This window comes from Micromonospora sp. NBC_01638, from assembly GCF_045209745.1.
In the GTDB taxonomy this organism is placed as follows: domain Bacteria; phylum Actinomycetota; class Actinomycetes; order Mycobacteriales; family Micromonosporaceae; genus Micromonospora.
In genome coordinates this window covers 1,862,561-1,879,633 of the sequence record NZ_CP109273.1, presented here as the reverse complement: position 1 = coordinate 1,879,633, position 17,073 = coordinate 1,862,561, and the positions used below count along the sequence as shown (strand labels likewise).

Below are 17,073 nucleotides of genomic sequence, written 5' to 3'. Positions count from 1 at the left end.
CCCGCGTCACTTGTCGATGTCGCCGACCACGAAGAACATCGAGCCGAGGATCGCGATCAGGTCCGGGACCAGGCAGCCGGGAAGCAGGGTGGCCAGCGCCTGCACATTCGCGTACGAGGCCGTGCGCAGCTTCAACCGCCATGGCGTCTTCTCACCCCGGGACACCAGGTAGTAGCCGTTGATGCCGAGCGGGTTCTCGGTCCAGGCGTAGGTGTGCCCCTCCGGCGCCTTGAGCACCTTCGGCAGTCGGGTGTTGATCGGCCCGGTCAGCCGATCCACCCGGTCCAGGCACTGCTCGGCGAGGTCCAGCGACGCGTACACCTGGTCGAGCAGCACCTCGAAGCGGGCGTGGCAGTCCCCGGCGGTCCGGGTGACCACCGGCACGTCCAGCTCGTCGTATGCCAGGTAGGGGTCGTCGCGGCGCAGATCCAGGTCGAGCCCGGAGGCGCGAGCCACCGGCCCGGACGCGCCGAACGCGGCGGCGTCCGCGGCGGAGAGCACACCCACGCCCACCGTCCGAGCCAGGAAGATCTCGTTACGTCGGATCAGGTGGTCCAGGTCGGGCAACCGCCGGCGTACCTCGCCGATCGCCGCGCGGGCCCGGCCGGTCCACCCGTACGGCACCTCTTCCTTGAGGCCGCCCACCCGGTTGAACATGTAGTGGATCCGGCCGCCGGAGACCTCCTCCATCACCGCCTGGATCGTCTCCCGTTCCCGGAAGGCGTAGAAGATGGGCGTGATCGCCCCGATCTCCAGCGGATACGAGCCGAGGAACATCAGGTGGTTGAGCACCCGGTTCAGCTCGGCCAGGGCCATCCGCAGCCAGGTGGCCCGCTCCGGCACCTCCATGCCCATCAGGCGTTCCACGGCGAGCACCACACCCAGCTCGTTGGAGAACGCCGAGAGCCAGTCGTGCCGGTTGGCCAGCACGATGATCTGCCGGTAGTCGCGCACCTCGAAGAGCTTCTCCGCGCCCCGATGCATATAACCGATGATCGGCTCGCAGGTGATGACCCGCTCGCCGTCGAGCACCAGCTTCAGTCGCAGCACGCCGTGCGTGGAGGGGTGCTGCGGACCGATGTTCAGCACCATGTCCGTGCCGAGTTGCTGATCGCCGGTGCCGGCGACCAGGCCCGCCCCGGTGCCGACGGTCAGTTCACGGAGGTCCCCGGCGTCGGTGGTCATGCCCGTCATCGTGCCACGGCCGGCCCGAGCGGGATGCCGACCGGTTGGCGCAGCCACCAGTGCCCACCGAGCCCGGCCGGGTCGGTCAGCTCGGCCACCGCCGACGCAGCGGCCAGCGCCCGCACGTACCCGACGGGGTCCGTGCCGGCCAGGCTCAGCGGCGGTCGGCCGCCGTCGGCCCCGAGCGCCCGCAGTGCCTCCCGCTGCAGGACCAGGGAGTACGCACACCGGGCCACCCCCGCACCAGCGGAGGCGACCGAGTCCATGGCCACGTGCGCGGTCACATCACTCGACCCGTCCGGCACCGCCAGCACCTGCCGCCCACCCCGATACCCGGTCATCGTCCCGTCGACCGGCCGGCCCTCTCTCAGGTGCCCGTAGTCAACTGCTACCGCCAGCCCTCGGCTGATCTGTCGCACCGCGTTGGCCCATGCTTCGTCCCGTGGTCTGCCGATCTCTGCTCGGTGGTCGCTGTGGGGGGTTTCGCTTGTCGCATCAGTCGAGGTTGAACCACCGGTCAGGTCACGGTCCGCACTGCGAGGGCTCGCGGGACTGGGCCACCAGGTGGTCAGCCAGTCGAGGTCGTCGGGGGTGACCGGCTCGCCGATCGTCTCCACGCCGCTGTCGGGGTCGACCAGTACATATCGCCAGCCATCGGTGGTGTGCACCGCCACGTCCAACGGGACGTTGTCCAACCACTCGGTAGCCAGCAGCACCCCCGTGATATCGCCGGGGATATCAGACACCCAGTTGATCTCGTCAGGCAGATCTGCGGGGCGGGCCGCGTACTCGACTGCTGTGAAACGCACCCGTTGGGCGAGCGAGGGACGCTCGGCGACCAACGACGGCTCGTCGGGCAACCGACGGACGACGGCCGTGGGAGTCAGGGTTTCCGGGGAGCCCGCCCGCGGGGGGATCAAGCCTGACCGCCCGGAGCGGGTGGGCTCCTCCCCGGAAACCCCCACCGCGCCCCCGACGGCGCCCCCGACGGCGCCCTCGAACGCGACAAGCCCATGTAGGGCACGCAACAGTTCCCCCCGCCCAGCCCCGACGTCGATCACGTCGAGCCGTGACGGGTGGCCGAGGGCCGAGTCGACCTCTGCGATCAGGCGCAGCAGTGCGCTGGCGAACGCCGGGGACGCGTGCACGCTGGTGCGGAAGTGATCGGCCGGCCCGCTGCCGGCCACAAAGAAGCCACCCGGCCCGTAGAGGGCCTGGCTCATCGCGTCCCGCCACAGGATCGACATCAGTTCACTCCGAGCTCAGGGTGTGTCACCGTGCCGACCCTACGGTCCGGTGTCACGGTGCCCCGCGATCTTGCAGTTGCTGCCTCGACGGAGGGGGCATTCCAGGCATCTCGGCGACCGAAACTGCAAGACGCGCGGCGGTGTGGTGGCTAAGGGGCCCTTCCTTCGGTGGTGAGCGTTTTCACACATGCTTGGCCCGGTTCGGTGGGCCGGGCGCATACTTGCGATCGACCGGTACCCCTTCTCGAGGACTGGATCGTCGTCATGAGCGCACCGTTGCGCCCGCGTCCGGCCGCCCCGCACGGGCCCGCCGCCTCGCGGGATCGCGCCGACATCGGCGCCTTCGTCGCCCCCCGTCTGCTCACCGTCGGTGTCATTGGTGCCGGTCGGGTCGGAGCCGTGCTGGGGGCCGCACTCGCCGCCGCCGGGCATCGGGTGGTCGCCGTCACCGGCGGTTCCGGAGCCAGCAGCGCCCGACTCGCGCTGCTCCTGCCCGAGGTGCCCCGCCGCCCGGTCGCCGCCGTGGCCCACGCCGCCGCCGACCTGCTGCTGATCGCGGTGCCGGACGACGCGCTGGCCGGTGTGGTGGCCGACCTCGCCGATCGGGGTGCGCTGCGCCCGGGCCAGGTGGTCGCGCACACCTCCGGCGCCCATGGCCTGGCCGTGCTGGGGCCGGCCGCCGAGGTCGGTGCCCGGCCGCTCGCCCTGCACCCCGCGATGACCTTCACCGGTACGCCGGACGACCTGGCCCGGCTGGCCGGCATCTCGTACGGCGTGACCGCCCCGGCGGAGCTGCGCCCGTTTGCTGCCCGGCTGGTCGCCGACCTGGGCGGCGTGCCCGAGTGGGTGGCCGAGTCGGACCGCCCGCTGTACCACGCCGCGCTGGCCCACGGCGCGAACCATTTGGTGACCCTGGTGAACGAGGCGACGGACCGGCTGCGCGACGCCGGGGTGGACCGGCCGGAGAAGGTGCTCGCTCCGCTGCTGCGGGCCGCCCTGGAGAATGCGCTGCGGCTTGGTGACGACGCGTTGACCGGCCCGGTTTCCCGTGGCGACGCGGGGACCGTCCAGCAGCACCTGGCCCGGTTGGCCGCCACCGCACCGGAGTCCGTGCCCGCGTACCTGGCGTTGGCCCGACGTACTGCCGACCGGGCGATCGCCGCCGGCCGGCTGCGGCCGGTGGACGCGCAGTCGCTGCTGGGAGTGCTGGCCGACAGCGGTCGGGAGGTGGCCGCATGACGCAGCTCGTGCACACGCGCGTCGAGTTGGCTGAGGCCCGGGCCGGGCTGAAGGGCACGGTCGGCGTGGTGATGACCATGGGCGCGTTGCACTCCGGGCACGAGACCTTGCTGCGCGCGGCCCGGGAGCAGGCCGACCACGTGCTGGTGACGATCTTCGTGAACCCGTTGCAGTTCGGGCCGAACGAGGACTTCGACCGCTACCCGCGCACCCTCGACACGGACCTGGAGGTGTGCCGGCGGGCGGGTGCCGATCTTGTCTTTGCCCCGTCGGTGGCTGACATGTATCCGGACGGCCAGCCCCGCGTACGCCTCGACCCGGGCCCGCTCGGCGTGGAGTTGGAGGGCGCGAGTCGCCCCGGCTTCTTCCACGGTGTGCTCACCGTGGTGCTGAAGCTGCTCCAGCTCACCCAACCGGACCTGGCGTTCTTCGGCGAGAAGGACTACCAGCAGCTCACCCTGGTCCGGCGGATGGTCCGGGACCTGGACGTGCCGGTCGAGGTGGTCGGCGTGCCGACCGTCCGGGAGCCGGACGGGCTGGCGCTCTCCAGCCGCAACCGCTATCTGAGCGAGCCGGAGCGGGCCGCCGCGCTGAGCCTGTCCGCGGCCCTGCGGGCCGGCGCGCGGGCGGCCGACGACGGCCTGGACGCGGGGGCGGTGCTGACCGCCGCGCACGCCGCGTTCGGTGCGGGTACGCCCGGCGCCCGCCTCGACTACCTGGTGCTCACCGATCCCGAGTTGGAGCCAGGGCCGGTGGCCGGGCCAGCCCGGCTGGTGATCGCCGCGTGGGTGGGCGCCACCCGGTTGATCGACAACACGGCTGTCCATCTCGCCCCTCGCCCCTGACCTGGCCGCACCACCTCACCACTTTCGCGAAAGGGCACCCCGATGCTGCGGACCATGCTCAAGTCGAAGATCCACCGAGCCACGGTGACCCAGGCCGACCTGCACTACGTCGGTTCGGTGACGGTGGACGAGGACCTGCTCGACGCCGCCGACCTGCTCCCCGGCGAGCAGGTGGCGATCGTGGACATCACCAACGGCGCCCGGTTGGAGACGTACGTGATTCCGGGCCAGCGGGGCAGCGGCGTGATCGGCATCAACGGCGCCGCCGCGCATCTGGTGCACCCCGGTGACCTGGTCATCCTGATCTCGTACGGGCAGATGGACGACGCCGAGGCCCGGTCGTACCGGCCACGGGTGGTGCACGTGGACGCCGACAACCGGGTGATCGAGCTGGGTGCCGACCCGGCTGCGGTGGCGCCCGGCACGGCCGGTGACCCGGTGCCCAGCCCGCTGGCCGTGTCCAGCGTCTGATCCCGCACGACGCGATTCCGGTCTGTCACCAGAAGGTCATTTCCGGTTACCCTTGGCGCGCTGGCGGAAGCCGGCCGGTGGCTGGGGGAGGCCGCTTTGCGCAGTGCGATGACGACCCTGTTCGCCGCTGTTGCCACGGCAGCGTTGTTGGTGGGCTGTGCCGGGTCCGGTGACCTGGACGGTGACCTGACCGACGACTGGGCGGCGCTGCCGCCACCGTCGGTTTTCACCCCGGCCGCCGGTGTGTGTCAGGCCGCCGATTTCACCGATGTGGTCACTCTGGCCAGCTATGAGCCGGTGGACTGCGCCGGCCCGCACCGGGTGGAGACCGTGCATGTGGGGGCGTTCCCGGTCGAGCGGTCGAGCGTTCCGGCGGGTGGCTCGGCGGAGCTGCGGGGTGCGTTCGCCGAGTGCGACACCCGGGCGACCGGCTACGTGGGCGACGACTGGCGGGCTGGCCGGCTACGGCTGTCCGTGGCGCTGCCCTCCGGTCCGGGCTGGGTGGCGGGTTCCCGGTGGTTCCGGTGTGACCTCACCGAGTTGACCACGGTCGAGGCGGCGGCCACCGTGGTCGTCCGGTCGGGCAGTCTGCGGGACACGTTGAAGGGGGTCTCGGCGCTGCGGCTGGGTTGCCAGCAGACCCGTGGCGCGGGCGGCCGGGGTGTGCAGACGTTGGTCCCGGTGGAGTGCGGCAAGCAGCACGACGCCGAGTTCGTCGGGGTGTGGCGCGCGCCGGACATCGCGTACCCGACCCGGGACGCCGACTGGGCTCCGCTCTACACCGGCTGTCGCAGCATCCTCGGCCGGTATGCGGGCGTGCCGGACGATGCCCAGCTGCGCTACCGCAGCGGTGTGGTGGTCCGCCCGCCGGGCGCTGGGCGCTGGAAGGTCGGTGACCGGGGTGTCCGCTGCTACCTGTGGCTCAGCGACCGTACGGTGACCGCCTCGCTGAAGGGCGCGGGCCCGGTTGGCCTACCGGTCCGGACGAAGTGACCACGGCCCGACGGTCGGCCCGGTGCCGGACGGGGTCGCCCAAAGCACTCGTCCCGCCCCCGCCGCTCTGAGCGAGGGTGGTTCGGGTTGACTGGGGGGATGGATCTTCCGACCGTCGACCTGCCGGCCCTGCCCGCGTTGCTGGCCGCACCCGCCCCCGGCTGGGTGGAGACCACCGATGTGATCGTGGTGGGTTCCGGGGTGGCCGGGTTGACCGCCGCGCTGCACCTGCGTGAGGCCGGTCTGCACGTCACGGTGGTCACCAAGGTCAACATCGACGATGGCTCGACCAGATGGGCGCAGGGCGGCATCGCCGCCGTGCTCGACCCGACGGACACCGCAGCGGCGCATGTCCGGGACACCGAGGTCGCCGGGGTGGGGCTCTGCGACCCGGCGGCGGTCCGGGTGCTGGTCGAGGAGGGCCCGACCCGGCTGCGCGAGCTGATCCGGGTCGGAGCCGAGTTCGATCGCCACGCGGACGGCTCCCTGATGCTGACCCGCGAGGGCGGGCACCGGGCGGATCGGATCGTGCACGCGGGCGGGGACGCCACCGGCGCCGAGGTGCAGCGGGCGCTGCACGCCGCGGTGCAGCGCGACCCGTGGATCCGGCTGGTCGAGCACGCCCTGGTGCTGGACCTGCTGCGAGCGCCGGGCGACGGCCCGGACGGGCTGGGCCCGGCCTGTGGGATCACCCTGCACGTGCTCGGCGAGGGCAGCGAGGACGGCGTCGGCGCGCTGCTGGCCCGGGCGGTGGTGCTGGCCACCGGCGGGATGGGGCAGATCTTCTCCGCCACCACCAACCCGGCGGTGTCCACTGGGGACGGGGTGGCGCTGGCGATGCGGGCCGGCGCGGCGGTGACCGACGTGGAGTTCGTCCAGTTCCACCCGACCGCCCTGATCACCCCGTCCGGCGGGGGAGTGCCCGGTGTCGGGCACGCGCAGCAGCCGCTGGTCTCCGAGGCGCTGCGCGGCGAGGGCGCGCATCTGGTGGACGCGGACGGCAAGCGGTTCATGGTGGGCCAGCACGAGTTGGCCGAGCTGGCACCCCGGGACGTGGTGGCCAAGGGCATCCACCGGGTGTTGCTGGCCACCGGCGCGGACCATGTCTTCCTCGACGCGCGGCACCTGGGCGGGGACTTCCTGGCCGGGCGGTTCCCCACCATCGTGGCGTCCTGCCTGGCGATCGGCGTGGACCCGGCGACCGATCTGATCCCGGTCGCGCCGGCCGCCCACTACGCCTCCGGCGGCGTCCGCACCGATCTGCGCGGCCGCACCTCCATCCCCGGCCTGTACGCCTGTGGCGAGGTGGCCTGCACGGGTGTGCACGGCGCGAACCGGTTGGCCAGCAACTCGCTGCTGGAGGGTCTGGTCTTCTCCCGGCGGATCGCCGAGGACATCGCGGCCGGCCTGCCCGAGCAGGTTCAACCGGCGGACACCGGTGCCTGGCGTGGGGGTGCGGGTTGGGTGGTGCCGGCGGAGGCGACGCCGACCCTGCAACGAGCGATGACCCGGGGGGCCGGGGTGCTCCGATCCGCGGCGACGCTGGCGCAGACGGCCGGGACGCTGACCGAGTTGGGCGTCGCCCGGGGTCGGCCGCGGACCGCCGACTGGGAGGCGACCAACCTGCTCACCGTGGCGTCGACGCTGGTCGCTGCCGCGTACGCACGCGGCGAGACCCGGGGTTGCCACTGGCGGGAGGACTTCCCGACGGCCGACGAGCGGTGGCTGGGCCACCTGGTCGGGTCGGTCGGGGCGCAGGGTCGGGTGAGCCAGCTTTGGGAGGCAAAGTCATGACCGAGTCGACGCTGCAGGCGTTGCGGGCGGCCGGACTGGATCCGGCGCAGGTGCGGCGGGTGATCGAGACCGCGCTGGTCGAGGATCTGGGCCCGGATTTCCTCGACGTCACCAGCGTGGCCACCATTGGGGCGGAACAGACCGACACGGCCGACCTGGTGGCCCGCGCGGACGGGGTGTTGGCCGGGATGGCCGTGGCCGCCGCCGTGTTCGAGTTGGTGGGCGAGGTGACGGGCTTCGGTCGTACCGTCGAGGTGTCGGTGGTGGCCCGCGACGGTGAGCGGGTGGCCCGCGGCACCGTGCTGGCGACGGTGACCGGCCCGACCCGGCTGCTGCTGACGGCCGAGCGGACGGCGCTCAACCTGCTGTGCCGGATGTCCGGGGTGGCCACCCACACCCGCGCCTGGGCGGACGCGTTGGCTGGCACGAAGGCGATGGTGCTGGACACCCGCAAGACGACGCCGGGCCTGCGGGCGCTGGAGAAGTACGCGGTGCGGGCCGGTGGAGGCACCAACAAACGGATGGGCCTCTACGACGTGGCCATGATCAAGGACAACCACAAGCTGGCGTCCGGGGGCATCACGCATGCCTACCGGCGGGTTCGGGAGGCGTTCCCGGAGGTGCCGGTGCAGGTCGAGGTGACCACGGTCGACGAGGCGGTGGAGGCGGTGGAGGCGGGGGCGGATTTCCTGCTCTGCGACAACATGACGCCCGAGGTGTTGGCCGAGACGGTGGCCGCGGTGGGTGACCGGGCGGAGCTGGAGGCGACCGGCGGGCTGACTCTGGAGGTGGCGGGCCGGTACGCGGCCACCGGCGTCGACTTCCTCTCGGTGGGTGCGTTGACCCACTCGTCGCCGATCCTGGACATCGCGCTGGACCTGCGGACCGGATAGCTGGCGCTTGTCGGTCTCAGACGGTGGTCAGCGAGTTGGTGACCAGGTTGAAGATCACCCGGTTCTCGGTGTCCTGTCGGCCGTCCAGGCCGTACTTGGCCCGGAAGAGCTCCAGCACCCGGTTGTAGATCTCGGGCGCCAGCTCGTCGGCCTCACCGATGGCGAAGACCTCGCCGGCCGCCTCTGGCCGGTCCAGCACGACGGTCAGCCCGGCCAGGCCGTGCCGGGCCACGTTGCGCACCAGGTCCGTGCCGGCGATGAACCAGTCGCCGTCGGAGCGTACGTAGAGCGCGTCGCAGGTCTCCAGGTCGCGGCCGGCTCGGCGCAGGCAGAGCCGCAGCGTGAGGCAGGCCGCCAGATCCTCCAGGGGAGCGGTGTCCCACAGCTCGGCGAACCGGTCGTCGACGAACTCGCCCAACGGGGTCGAGACGAACGCCTCGATCTGCTGCGTGTCGAAGGTGCTGCCCTGCACCGGAAAGAACGAGATGAACGCCTTGCCGTCCCAGCGGTACATCTGCACGGAGGGAGCGGCGCTGTAGACCCGGACCTGAAGTCGGACACGGGCCGACTCGGGCAGTTCCTCGCTGAGCCGCGCGAGGTGCCACAGGTTGTTGAGGATGGCGACCGAGGCGTCCCGCCGGCGTAGCTCCTCGCCGCGCAGCCGGACCGCCGGTGAGTCCGGGTCGAGCAGCAGAACCTTGACGTCGGCGCCGTTGGCGAGCGCGGAGCGCAGCGCGGCCACGAACCGGGCCGCGTACGGGCCCTCCAGCATGCTGGTCCAGGTTTCCAGGATGGCCACGACCTCCCGGGACTGGGCGACCCGTTCGATCAGGGCGTCCCGGTCGAGGCGGGGGTGTTCGATGATGCTGACCGTCTGGAGCTCGCGGAAGAGCGGGTTGAGCACCACGTAGGTCAGCAGCGTCATGATCAGCGCGGCGCCGATGTTGAGGTAGAGGTCGCCGGCGAAGCTGTCGCTCTCCCGGAGGGACACCCGCCACGCCTGCACGATCATCCAGATCGCGCCGCCGGCCAGCGCGACCAGCACCAGCACGTGCCGTCGACGTCGGCGCAGGGTGTTGCGACCCCGCACCCACCACGTCCCCGACATGTCCGCTCCCCGTCCGGCCGCGCCGTGGATAGACCCATGTTCATGTCGCGATACGACCAGGATACGGTCCGTGGGCCGGTCCGCGCCCGCCCGTACGGTCGTTGTCTAGGCTGCGTGCGTGCTGCTCTGCATCGACATCGGAAACACCAACACCGTGCTGGCGACCTTCGACGGCGACAAGCTGGTGCACTCCTGGCGGATCAAGACCGATGCCCGCTCGACGGCGGACGAGTTGGGCCTGATGTTCCGAGGTCTGCTCGCTGGGGACAACGTCGAGATCACCGGTGTGGCCGCCTGCTCCACGGTGCCGGCCGCACTGCGGTCGCTGCGCACCATGCTGGGCCGTTACTACGCCGACCTGCCGAGCGTGATCGTCGAGCCCGGGGTACGGACCGGGGTGCAGTTGGCGATCGACAACCCGAAGGAGGTGGGCGCCGACCGGGTGGTGAACACCCTGGCCGCGTTCACCCTCTACGGCGGGCCGTCGATCGTGGTGGACTTCGGCACCACCACCAACTTCGACGTGATCAGCGGGCGGGGCGAGTTCCTCGGTGGGGCGTTCGCCCCGGGCATCGAGATCTCCTTCGACGCGCTGGCCGCCCGGGCTGCGCAGCTGCGCAAGGTCGAGGCCACCAAGCCCCGCTCGGTGATCGGCAAGAACACCGTGGAGTGCCTCCAGGCCGGCCTGTACTTCGGCTTCGCCGGCCAGGTGGACCGGATCGTGGAGCGGATGACCGAGGAGTTGGGCGAGGTGCGGGCGGTGATCGCCACCGGCGGCCTGGCCGCCCTGGTGATGAACGAGTGCCGCAGCATCACCCACCACGAGCCGATGATCACGCTGATCGGTCTGCGGATGGTCTACGAGCGCAACCTGTGACCCCGGCCGCCGGCCGAGAAACTGGCCGAAACCGGTCGCCGCAGCCCCGAAGGGGAGGGCGTGAGTGTGATCGACCAGGACGGGCAGGTTATCCCGTAACAGCCTCCGGACCGCTTGAGTACGCTCGGGCCTGACCCCCTGTATCTCCCGTGACGAGGAAGCGTGCCGTGAGCGAGCAGAACGCCGTGCCAGTGGACCCCGCCGATGACCTTCCCGAGCAGATGAAGGTCCGCCGGGAGAAGCGGGACCGGATGCTCGCCGAGGGCGTCGAGCCCTACCCGGTCGGTTTCTCCCGCACCACCACCCTGGCGCAGGTCCGGGCGCGCTACGCCGACCTGCCGACCGACACCGCGACCGGTGATCAGGTCGCGGTCACCGGTCGGGTGATCTTCGTACGCAACACGGGCAAGCTCTGCTTCGCGACTCTGCGGGACGGCGACGGCACCGAGTTGCAGGCGATGCTCTCCCTGGACCGGGTCGGACCGGAGCGGTTGGAGGCATGGAAGCGCCTGGTCGACCTCGGCGACCATGTCGGCGTCACCGGCGAGGTGATCACCAGTCGCCGGGGTGAGCTGTCGGTGCTGGCACAGCAGTGGGAGATGACCGCCAAGGCGCTGCGACCGTTGCCGGTGGCGCACAAGCCGCTCTCCGAGGAGGCCCGCGTCCGGCAGCGTTACGTCGACCTGATCGTCCGGCCGCAGGCGCGGGAGATGGTCCGTACCCGGGCCGCTGCGGTACGCAGTATGCGCGATTCACTGCACGGGCAGGGTTTCATCGAGGTGGAAACGCCGATGCTGCAACTGCTGCATGGTGGTGCGGCAGCTCGACCGTTCGTGACCCACAGCAATGCATTGAACACCGATCTGTATCTGCGAATCGCTCCGGAACTGTTTCTCAAGCGCGCCGTGGTCGGCGGCGTCGACCGCGTGTTCGAGATCAACCGCAACTTCCGTAATGAGGGTGTCGACTCTTCGCACTCGCCCGAGTTCGCGATGCTGGAGACGTACCAGGCCTACGGCGACTACGACACGATGGCCGAGTTGACCCGCAATCTCGTGCAACAGGCGGCGATCGCGGTCAGCGGCTCGATGGTGGTGACCCACGCCGACGGGCGTGAGTTCGACCTGGGCGGCGAGTGGCGGTCCGTGACGCTGTTCGGCGTGCTTTCCGAAGCGCTGGGCGAGGAGGTCACGGTCCGCACCGAGCGCTCCCGCCTGGTGGAGTACGCGGACAAGGTGGGACTGGCCGTGGACCCGAAGTGGGGCCCGGGCAAGCTGGCCGAGGAACTGTTCGAGGAACTGGTCGTCCCCGGTCTGGAGGCACCCACCTTCGTGCGGGACTACCCGGAGGAGACCAGCCCGCTCACCCGGGCGCACCGCAGCGAGCCGGGGCTGGCTGAGAAGTGGGACCTCTACGTGCTCGGCTTCGAGCTGGGCACCGCGTACTCCGAGCTGGTCGACCCGGTCGTGCAGCGGGAGCGGCTGGTGGCCCAGGCGCAGCTGGCTGCGCGTGGCGACGACGAGGCGATGCGTCTCGACGAGGACTTTCTTCGGGCGATGGAGTATGGAATGCCGCCGGCCGGCGGTATGGGAATGGGAATCGATCGGCTGTTGATGGCCCTGACCGGGCTCGGAATTCGGGAAACGATCCTCTTCCCGTTGGTCCGCCCCGAGTAGTCTCGGCCCGGCCCACGCCGAGCCGTAACGGCATCCTATTGACGCGGCAAGCAGAGCGCGGGTTATTGTGCTCTCGTTAGCAGGAGCAGCCTGCTCGAAAGGAATGTGGGACGTGGCCAAACAGATCATTCACAAGCTGGTCGATGACTTGGACGGCGGGGACGCTGACGAGACCGTCAAGTTCGCCCTCGACGGCGTCCAGTACGAGATCGACCTGTCGAGTGCCAACGCCGCGAAATTGCGCGACGCTTTTGCCGCGTACGTGGGCGCCGGCACCAAGGTCGGCCGCGGCGGCGTGGTGATCGGTGGGCGGGCTGCCCGTGGTCGGGGCGGCGCGACCGCCGATCGGGAACAGAACAAGGCGATCCGGGAGTGGGCCAAGAAGGCCGGCAAGGACATCTCGGACCGGGGTCGTATCCCGCAGGACATCGTCGACGAGTTCCACGCAAAGCGCTGATCCGTCAGCACCCAGGTGGCCAGCCGCCACCGCAGGCGACGCCGACGCCGGGCCGGAGCAGTTCTCCGGGCCGGCGTCGCCGCATCCGCGGCCGGCCAGGTCGGGCTGAGGTCCGGGGAAGCATTCCGCGCTCACCGGCGTTGTCCACAACCAGTGGAACAGCTATCCACAGCCTGTGGACAACCGTCCCCAGGGTTGGTCGCGGCGTTCGTCGCGACAGCCCAACCGTCCTCCCGGAGCGCCTCGGGAGCCGGAATTGAGCTTCGGTAGCGCCAGTCGGATTTCGCTCTGCGCGTAGCGCCAGGGCTACCGGAACACCTCCTGAGCGCGGACGGTTGTCCAAAACGACGTGGAACCGACCCAGACCAGAGACACACGACCTCAGCTGAGTCGGTCAGCGACGATAGAGTAAGGAGGCACGGACGCCCGTCCCGGACGTTCGTGCACCGGCCCCGCCAAGATCTTGACCATCAAGGCGCACGGCATGTGAGGAGCACGAGGGCATGTTCGAGCGGTTCACCGACCGAGCGCGACGGGTTGTCGTCCTGGCCCAAGAAGAGGCCCGGATGCTCAACCACAACTACATCGGTACGGAACACATCCTGCTGGGCCTGATCCACGAAGGTGAAGGCGTCGCGGCAAAGGCCCTGGAGAGCCTCGGCATCTCCCTGGAGGGCGTCCGCCAGCAGGTCGAGGAGATCATCGGCCAGGGCCAGCAGGCGCCGAGCGGGCACATCCCGTTCACGCCGCGGGCCAAGAAGGTGCTGGAGCTGTCGCTGCGCGAGGCGCTGCAGCTCGGCCACAACTACATCGGCACCGAGCACATCCTGCTCGGGCTGATCCGTGAGGGCGAGGGCGTCGCCGCCCAGGTGCTGGTCAAGCTCGGCGCCGACCTCAACCGGGTCCGCCAGCAGGTGATCCAGCTGCTCTCCGGCTACCAGGGCAAGGAGCCTGCCGCGGCGGGCGCCGCGCCGGGTGAGGCCGCGCCGTCGACCAGCCTGGTGCTGGACCAGTTCGGCCGCAACCTGACTCAGGCCGCCCGCGAGGGCAAGCTCGACCCGGTCATCGGGCGCGAGAAGGAAATCGAGCGGGTCATGCAGGTGCTCTCCCGCCGTACCAAGAACAACCCGGTCCTGATCGGTGAGCCCGGCGTCGGTAAGACCGCCGTGGTGGAGGGGCTTTCCCAGAAGATCATCAAGGGCGAGGTGCCCGAGACTCTCAAGGACAAGCAGCTCTACACGCTCGACCTCGGCGCGCTCGTCGCCGGTTCCCGCTACCGCGGTGACTTCGAGGAGCGCCTCAAGAAGGTGCTCAAGGAGATCCGCACCCGCGGCGACATCATCCTGTTCATCGACGAGATCCACACCCTGGTGGGTGCGGGTGCCGCCGAGGGTGCGATCGACGCCGCGAGCATCCTCAAGCCGATGCTGGCCCGTGGTGAGCTGCAGACCATCGGCGCCACCACCCTTGACGAATACCGCAAGCACCTGGAGAAGGACGCCGCTCTCGAGCGCCGGTTCCAGCCGATCCAGGTGGGTGAGCCGTCGCTGGCGCACACCATCGAGATCCTCAAGGGCCTGCGTGACCGCTACGAGGCGCACCACCGGGTCTCGATCACGGACGCAGCGCTGGTGGCTGCCGCAACTCTGGCCGATAGATACATCTCCGACCGTTTCCTGCCGGACAAGGCGATCGACCTGATCGACGAGGCCGGTGCGCGGATGCGGATCCGTCGGATGACCGCGCCGCCAGACCTGCGTGACTTCGACGAGCGGATCGCTCAGGTGCGTCGCGACAAGGAGTCCGCGATCGATGCGCAGGACTTCGAGCGCGCCGCGCAGCTGCGGGACAAGGAGAAGCAGCTCCTCGGTCAGAAGGCTCAGCGGGAGAAGGAGTGGAAGGCAGGTGACCTGGACGTCGTCAGCGAGGTTGACGACGAGCAGATCGCCGAGGTGCTCGGCAACTGGACCGGTATCCCGGTCTACAAGCTGACCGAGGAGGAGACCTCGCGCCTGCTGCGCATGGAGGACGAGCTGCACAAGCGCGTCATCGGCCAGGAGGACGCGGTCAAGGCGGTCTCGAAGGCGATCCGGCGTACCCGGGCCGGCCTGAAGGACCCGAAGCGCCCGTCGGGCTCGTTCATCTTCGCCGGCCCGTCCGGTGTGGGTAAGACCGAGCTGTCCAAGGCGCTCGCCGAGTTCCTCTTCGGCAGCGAGGATGCCCTCATCCAGCTGGACATGTCCGAGTTCCACGACCGCTACACGGTCTCCCGGCTCGTTGGTGCTCCTCCCGGCTACGTCGGTTACGACGAGGGCGGGCAGCTGACCGAGAAGGTGCGGCGTCGGCCGTTCTCGGTGGTCCTCTTCGACGAGATCGAGAAGGCCCACCCGGACGTGTTCAACACGCTCCTGCAGATCCTCGAAGACGGTCGGCTCACCGACGGTCAGGGTCGGATCGTGGACTTCAAGAACACGGTCATCATCCTGACCACCAACCTGGGCACCCGGGACGTCGCCAAGGCGGTGTCGCTCGGTTTCCAGCAGTCGGAGGACTCCGAGTCCAACTACGACCGGATGAAGCAGAAGGTCAACGACGAGCTCAAGCAGCACTTCCGGCCTGAGTTCCTCAACCGGATCGACGACACCATCGTCTTCCACCAGCTGCGCCAGACCGAGATCCTCTCGATCGTGGACATCATGATCCGGCGGATCGAGGGCCAGCTGCACAACAAGGACATGGGCCTGGAGCTGACCGACAACGCCAAGAAGTACCTGGCGCTCAAGGGCTTCGACCCGGTGCTCGGTGCCCGTCCGCTTCGTCGCACGATCCAGCGCGACATCGAGGACAACCTCTCCGAGCGGATCTTGTTCAACGAGCTGACCCCGGGTCAGATCGTCGTGGTCGACTGCGAGGGCGACCCGAACGACATCGACAAGTCCAAGCTCGTCTTCCGGGGCGCGGAGAAGCCGGTCGAAGTTCCGGACGCTGTGCCGGCCGACCTCGGCAACACCGCCACCGCGGGCGCCGACGAGTAGCACAACCAGCAGCAGGGGGCGGGGCCTCGGTGGCGTGAGCCATCGAGGCCCCGCCTTCTCGTCGTCACCGCACCGCTCACGATTACGCCCGCCGTAACCGCTCGCCGGGGCGGTAGGGCGTGCCGGTGGAGGCGTTCGCCGGCAAGATCGCGCAACAACCTGGATGTAGTGGCATCCGGCGTGTCCAACACCACTTCATCCAGGATCGAGCACGATCTTGGGTCGGGCGGGTCGGGCGGGTCGGGCGGGTCGGGCGGGCCGGGCGGGCCGGGCGGGTCAGGCGGTCAGGTCGGCGGTGGGGAGGGACGGGCCGTCGCCGACGAGGCGGAAGGCGTCGGCTCCGGCTGGTTCGACCAGCCCGTCCTGCACCAGGCCGGCCAGGGCTCGGGCGCGCTGCACGTCATCGGTCCAGACCTGGTCCAGCCGTTGGTGCGGGACCGGCCCAGTGGTTTCCCGGAGCACCCCGAGCAGCAGGCCGCGTACCTGTCGGTCGGTGCCCGCGTACCGCTGGGATCGGCGGGTTGGCCCCGCTGGCGCCTCCTGGCCGGAGGCCCGCCACGCGCAGACCGACTCGACCGGGCAGGCCGTGCAGCGCGGTGACCGGGCCGTGCAGATCACCGCGCCCAACTCCATGAACGCGGCGCTGGCCAGCGCCGCCGCAGCCGGTTCCGCCGGGAGTAGTTCCTCGGTGGCGACCAGGTCGGCTGGCCGGGTGACCGGCCCCGCGTCCGGCTCGCCGGCCACGGCCCGGCAAACCACCCGGCGCACGTTGGTGTCGACCACCGGGTGCCGCTGCCCGTACGCGAAGGCGGCCACCGCCCGCGCCGTGTAGGTGCCGACTCCCGGCAGTGCCAGCAGTTGTTCCAGCCGGTCCGGCACCTGGCCGCCGTGCCGGTCCACGATAGCGACCGCACATTCCCGCAGCCGGACCGCCCGGCGGGGGTAGCCGAGGCGTCCCCACATCCGGATCGCCTCGGCGGGGGTGTCCGCCGCCAACGCTGCCGGGTCCGGCCAGCGGGCCAGCCATGCCTGCCAGGTCGGCACCACCCGGACCACGGGCGTCTGCTGGAGCATGACCTCGCTGACCAGGATGGCCCACGGGCTGACCCCGGGCGCACGCCACGGCAGGTCACGGGCGTGCTGCTGGAACCATCGGCTGACCAGGGTGGCGAAATCGGGTTGAGTCATGGCGCCGTCGATGATGTCACGCGCTGGGATCCCGCTGGGTGGGCGGCTCGGGCGGGGTGCCACGG

The 17,073-nt window shown here is 70.5% G+C and carries 14 protein-coding genes; 10 read left to right on the top strand and 4 right to left on the bottom strand.

What is annotated here, in order from left to right; all coding sequences use genetic code 11:
* Nucleotides 1-6: 6 nt before the first annotated feature.
* Nucleotides 7-1,194 carry an NADH-quinone oxidoreductase subunit D gene (locus OG811_RS08890; protein WP_406073306.1) on the bottom strand — a complete coding sequence of 396 codons (1,188 nt, stop codon included), beginning with the start codon at nt 1,192-1,194 and terminating at the stop codon, nt 7-9.
* The gene (locus OG811_RS08885; protein WP_406073304.1) at nt 1,191-2,432 is read right to left on the bottom strand and encodes an SAM-dependent methyltransferase; all 1,242 of its coding nucleotides are present in this window, start codon (nt 2,430-2,432) and stop codon (nt 1,191-1,193) included. Before OG811_RS08885 ends, OG811_RS08890 begins: the two co-directional genes overlap by 4 nt.
* Before the next feature lie 264 nt (nt 2,433-2,696).
* Here OG811_RS08885 and OG811_RS08880 point away from each other — a divergent pair, with 264 nt between their 5' ends.
* The 6 genes from OG811_RS08880 (at nt 2,697) to nadC (ending at nt 8,667) form a co-directional block, all read left to right on the top strand.
* Nucleotides 2,697-3,671: a Rossmann-like and DUF2520 domain-containing protein gene (locus OG811_RS08880; RefSeq protein ID WP_406073302.1), complete on the top strand. Its 975-nt coding sequence runs from the start codon at nt 2,697-2,699 to the stop codon at nt 3,669-3,671.
* On the top strand, nt 3,668-4,516 hold the full coding sequence (gene panC / locus OG811_RS08875) for a pantoate--beta-alanine ligase (RefSeq protein WP_406073300.1): 849 nt from the start codon (nt 3,668-3,670) through the stop codon (nt 4,514-4,516). Before OG811_RS08880 ends, panC begins: the two co-directional genes overlap by 4 nt.
* Before the next feature lie 42 nt (nt 4,517-4,558).
* On the top strand, nt 4,559-4,987 hold the full coding sequence (gene panD / locus OG811_RS08870; protein ID WP_406073298.1) for an aspartate 1-decarboxylase: 429 nt from the start codon (nt 4,559-4,561) through the stop codon (nt 4,985-4,987).
* 108 nt (nt 4,988-5,095) lie between these two features.
* A complete protein-coding gene (locus OG811_RS08865) occupies nt 5,096-5,980 on the top strand; it encodes a septum formation family protein (protein ID WP_406073297.1) in 885 nt (294 codons plus the stop codon).
* A gap of 99 nt (nt 5,981-6,079) precedes the next feature.
* Nucleotides 6,080-7,774 carry an L-aspartate oxidase gene (locus OG811_RS08860; protein ID WP_406073295.1) on the top strand — a complete coding sequence of 565 codons (1,695 nt, stop codon included), beginning with the start codon at nt 6,080-6,082 and terminating at the stop codon, nt 7,772-7,774.
* A complete protein-coding gene (gene nadC / locus OG811_RS08855; RefSeq protein ID WP_406073293.1) occupies nt 7,771-8,667 on the top strand; it encodes a carboxylating nicotinate-nucleotide diphosphorylase in 897 nt (298 codons plus the stop codon). The genes OG811_RS08860 and nadC overlap by 4 nt, the downstream gene beginning before the upstream one ends.
* Nucleotides 8,668-8,683: 16 nt before the next feature.
* On the opposite strand, the gene OG811_RS08850 is transcribed toward nadC, so the two are convergent.
* Nucleotides 8,684-9,775, bottom strand: coding sequence for a hypothetical protein (locus OG811_RS08850; RefSeq protein ID WP_406073291.1), 1,092 nt, complete (start codon nt 9,773-9,775; stop codon nt 8,684-8,686).
* Nucleotides 9,776-9,893: 118 nt separating this feature from the next.
* Here OG811_RS08850 and OG811_RS08845 point away from each other — a divergent pair, with 118 nt between their 5' ends.
* The 4 genes from OG811_RS08845 (at nt 9,894) to OG811_RS08830 (ending at nt 15,820) form a co-directional block, all read left to right on the top strand.
* Complete coding sequence (locus OG811_RS08845) at nt 9,894-10,652, top strand: type III pantothenate kinase (RefSeq protein WP_406073290.1); 759 nt, start codon at nt 9,894-9,896, stop codon at nt 10,650-10,652.
* Between the two features lie 167 nt (nt 10,653-10,819).
* A complete protein-coding gene (gene lysS / locus OG811_RS08840) occupies nt 10,820-12,328 on the top strand; it encodes a lysine--tRNA ligase (protein ID WP_406073288.1) in 1,509 nt (502 codons plus the stop codon).
* 112 nt (nt 12,329-12,440) lie between these two features.
* The gene (locus OG811_RS08835) at nt 12,441-12,785 is read left to right on the top strand and encodes an Lsr2 family protein (protein WP_406073286.1); all 345 of its coding nucleotides are present in this window, start codon (nt 12,441-12,443) and stop codon (nt 12,783-12,785) included.
* 503 nt (nt 12,786-13,288) lie between these two features.
* Entirely contained in the window at nt 13,289-15,820 is a 2,532-nt protein-coding gene (locus OG811_RS08830; protein WP_406073284.1) for an ATP-dependent Clp protease ATP-binding subunit, read from the top strand.
* 276 nt (nt 15,821-16,096) lie between these two features.
* On the opposite strand, the gene OG811_RS08825 is transcribed toward OG811_RS08830, so the two are convergent.
* A complete protein-coding gene (locus OG811_RS08825) occupies nt 16,097-17,008 on the bottom strand; it encodes an A/G-specific adenine glycosylase (RefSeq protein ID WP_406073282.1) in 912 nt (303 codons plus the stop codon).
* Nucleotides 17,009-17,073: the final 65 nt, after the last annotated feature.